This window comes from Desulfonatronospira sp. (assembly GCA_003563255.1).
Lineage (GTDB): Bacteria > Desulfobacterota > Desulfovibrionia > Desulfovibrionales > Desulfonatronovibrionaceae > Desulfonatronospira.
This window is the reverse complement of sequence record PWSL01000209.1, coordinates 1-3,397: the sequence shown is the minus strand read 5'-3', so window position 1 is coordinate 3,397 and position 3,397 is coordinate 1. Positions and strand designations below refer to the sequence as shown.

General features: G+C 47.7%; 4 protein-coding genes. All 4 read left to right on the top strand.

The window, feature by feature from the left end; genetic code table 11:
• Nucleotides 1–408: 408 nt before the first annotated feature.
• The 4 genes from QZP87_RS06160 to QZP87_RS06145 all read left to right on the top strand — a co-directional run bounded on the left by QZP87_RS06160 (nucleotide 409) and on the right by QZP87_RS06145 (nucleotide 3,218).
• Complete coding sequence (locus tag QZP87_RS06160; RefSeq protein WP_291322048.1) at nucleotides 409–600, top strand: adenylyltransferase/cytidyltransferase family protein; 192 nt, start codon at nucleotides 409–411, stop codon at nucleotides 598–600.
• A 10-nt stretch (nucleotides 601–610) separates the two neighbouring features.
• Entirely contained in the window at nucleotides 611–1,831 is a 1,221-nt protein-coding gene (locus QZP87_RS06155; RefSeq protein WP_291322047.1) for a bifunctional ADP-heptose synthase, read from the top strand.
• Nucleotides 1,831–2,640, top strand: a complete 810-nt coding sequence (locus QZP87_RS06150) for a nucleotidyltransferase family protein (protein WP_291322046.1) — start codon at nucleotides 1,831–1,833, stop codon at nucleotides 2,638–2,640. Before QZP87_RS06155 ends, QZP87_RS06150 begins: the two co-directional genes overlap by 1 nt.
• 71 nt (nucleotides 2,641–2,711) lie before the next feature.
• Nucleotides 2,712–3,218 (top strand): SIS domain-containing protein, encoded by a 507-nt coding sequence (locus QZP87_RS06145; RefSeq protein ID WP_291322045.1) that lies wholly within the window; start codon nucleotides 2,712–2,714, stop codon nucleotides 3,216–3,218.
• Nucleotides 3,219–3,397: the final 179 nt, after the last annotated feature.

Sequence of the window (3,397 nt, the reverse complement as noted above, 5' to 3'; positions counted from 1 at the left end):
GCGCACAGGGCATACCATGGAAGATAGCGGTTACTTAAATCACGTGCAGTAATAATAGGATAGATACTGAAACCTCAAGCTATTTAACCGGGTAAACAGTGGGCCTGTGAGGCAGGGTAAATCTGGCGTTTCTTGGCATGGTGAACCTCCATGGGCTAAGGATTAATGTCTATGGAAAAAGAAGTAGCCGAAATGAGGATGAAAGTCCAGTATTTTTCGTCTGTCCCAGTTCTTTTGTTGACCACCTTGGAAGCTTCGAGTAATAGAAGAAAGCTTTGACTTCTTGAAAAATATTTGGCAAGATCCTTGCATAAGTGCTCAAGGTGGTAATGGTGTAAGCTTATATACTGATTCTTTTGGCGCAAGCCATTTTTCAACTACACATCCATATTTTTTAAAGTCTAAGAAATGATCAAAGTATTGGTAACCGGCGCATTTAATATTTTGCATCCGGGGCATCTGCGTCTGCTTCGCTTTGCCAGGTCCTGTGGAGATCGTTTGATTGTTGGTGTTATCTCTGATCGCCTGGCTGGACTTTCCGCTCATATGCCCGAACATTACAGGCTGGAGGGTGTTCGCAGTAATAGCTGGGTAGCATGAGGCATTTCTAGTGGATGAGCCGTTGCAGGCAGCTGTTTTGCGTATACGCCCTGATATTGTGGTCAAGGGCAAAGAGCATGAATCAAAGTTCAACCCTGAACTGGAGGTCCTGGAGCAGTATGGAGGGCGACTTTTATTCAGCTCAGGTGAATCCAGTTTCTCTTCTATTGATCTCTTGCGCAAAGAGTTTACTGAATCTAATCCCCAGACCATACATGTGCCCGAAGACTACCTGAAGCGGCACAGTATCTCAACACCTGGACTTATGGCCCTGATGCAAAGATTTACTTCACTGAAAGTCTGTGTTGTCGGAGATTTGATTATTGATGAGTTTATCACCTGTGAACCCCTGGGAATGTCACAAGAGGACCCCACTATTGTCGTAAGCCCCTTGGATTCCACTTTTTTTCTGGGAGGGGCCGGGATTGTCGCTGCCCATGCTGCCGGCCTTGGGGGACAAGTGACATTTATATCAGTGTCCGGGGAGGACGCCGCGAGTGAGCTTGCCCTGGATAAACTGTCCGGTGCCGGTGTCAGGACCGTGTTGACCAAGGATTGCAGCCGCCCTACAATTCTCAAGCAAAGGTTTCGAAGCAAGGGAAAAACCCTTCTGCGGGTGAGCAGGCTCCATCAGCACCCCATTAGTTCCAGGCTGCAAACAACTGTACTGGAGAATCTTGAGGATGCACTGCACCAGGCAGATTTGCTTGTTTATTCTGATTTCAATTACGGATTTTTGCCCTCATCCCTGGTGGAGCGTGCCTCTTCTATGGCTCTGGCCAGGGGAGTCATGATGGTTGCAGACAGTCAATCGTCATCACAGATTGTTGATGTAAGCCGGTTTCAGGGAATGAAGATGATATGCCCTACAGAACGAGAGGCCCGTCTGGCCACCCGCAATTCAGAGGATGGCCTGGTTGTACTGGCTGAACAGCTACGCAAGCAGGCCAGAGCCGACAACGTTTTGCTCAAGCTGGGTGAGGAAGGGCTGCTTATACATGCCGAAAATCAGGACAACTGGCTCACTGACCGGATTGGCGCACTCAATTCGGTCCCCAAGGACGTTGCAGGGGCTGGCGATTCAATGCTTATAGCAGGTGCCATGACCCTGGCTGCCGGCGGTGATATCTGGGAGGCTGCATTTTTGGGTTCATTGGCTGCAGCGGTTCAGGTGGGCCGGGTTGGAAACACGCCGGTACAGCGCCAGGAAATTATGCAGGAGTTTACCTGATGCGCGCCATGCTTCTGGCTGCAGGTTATGGAACCAGGCTGCGCCCTTTGACTGACACTGTTCCCAAGTGCCTGGTCCCTATCAGGGGCAGGCCTCTTTTGGAGATCTGGCTCGAAAGTCTTGTACTTGCAGGTTTAGGCCCATTCCTGATAAATACCCACCATCTGGCTCATCAGGTAAATCATTTTATCAGCAAAAGTCCATATATAGAACAGATTTACACAGTATACGAGCAGAAACTGCTGGGGACTGCCGGGACCATCAAGGCCAATCTGGACTTTTTTGGAAAGCAGGACGGGATTGTCATTCACGCCGACAACTATTGCCTTGCTGATCTGCAAGCCTTTGTCCGGGCTCATCAAAACCGCCCAGTAAAATGTCTGTTGACCATGATGACCTTTAGAACTGATTCACCTTCCTCCTGCGGAATAGTGGAGCTTGATGATCAAGGTGTAGTCCAGGGGTTTTATGAAAAATTGCATAACCCACCCGGAAACCTGGCTAACGCAGCAATATATGTTTTGTCGGCACAATTTTTGAACTTGTTTTATGAGAAGTTTTATGCGGCAAAAAATTTCAGCACAGATGTTCTGCCTCATCTAATGGGTAAGATTTATACCTTTGAGACCACAGCACCCTTTGTAGATATCGGCACTCCTGAAACATATCATCTGGCTGAAAAATTTCCCGGGCTTAAGTTGTCCTCTGTGGCAAGATCATGGCTGTCAAAAAAATGTTACCGTCTTTATTCCGGTTTGAGCAAGGGTGGTTGTAATGAAAGATTTTTTCGTGAGTTCCGGCATCGGTGAGAACCAGGACATGCAGACTATTTTTACGTCTATACAGGCAACGCCTGAAAGATGCCCTGGACCTGGAGGCTATGGATCTTGTGCCAAAGCTCTGCAAGGAATTGCTCAATGTCTGGCAGAGGGGAAGGCATGTTTTTATCTGCGGCCATGGCGGAAGCGCCGGCAATGCTATTCACATTGCCAATGACCTGCTTTATGGTGCCGGCATACATGCAGGTTCTGGGCTAAAGGTGGAAGCCTTGAGTTCCAATATCTCTGTTGTCACCTGTCTGGCAAATGATCTTGGATACGATGAAATTTACGCCCGGCAGTTAAAGGTCAAGGCGGGCCCCGGGGACGTTCTCATTGCCCTGTCCGGCAGCGGCAATTCTCCAAATGTTGTCAAGGCACTGGAAACCGGCAATGCCATGGGTATGCAGACCTATGCCATCCTGGGTTTTTCCGGGGGGAGGTGCAGGGAACTGGCCCAGGTTCCGCTGCATTTTCCCATTGATGATATGCAGGTAGCCGAGGATATACAACTGATTATCGGACATATGTGCATGCAGTGGCTGTGTAATGCGCTGTGCGGTGAGTAAATCAGGAAGAATTTTATACCACTAATTTACACTGATCTTCACTAATTTTTTTCTTTTATTAGTGCTAATTAGTGCAGATTAATGGTTAAATTAAACTTGCACCACTGATTGGTAAATAAAAAGAATTTTGAACCACTAATTCACACTAATCTGCACTAATTTTTTTCTTTTATTAGTGC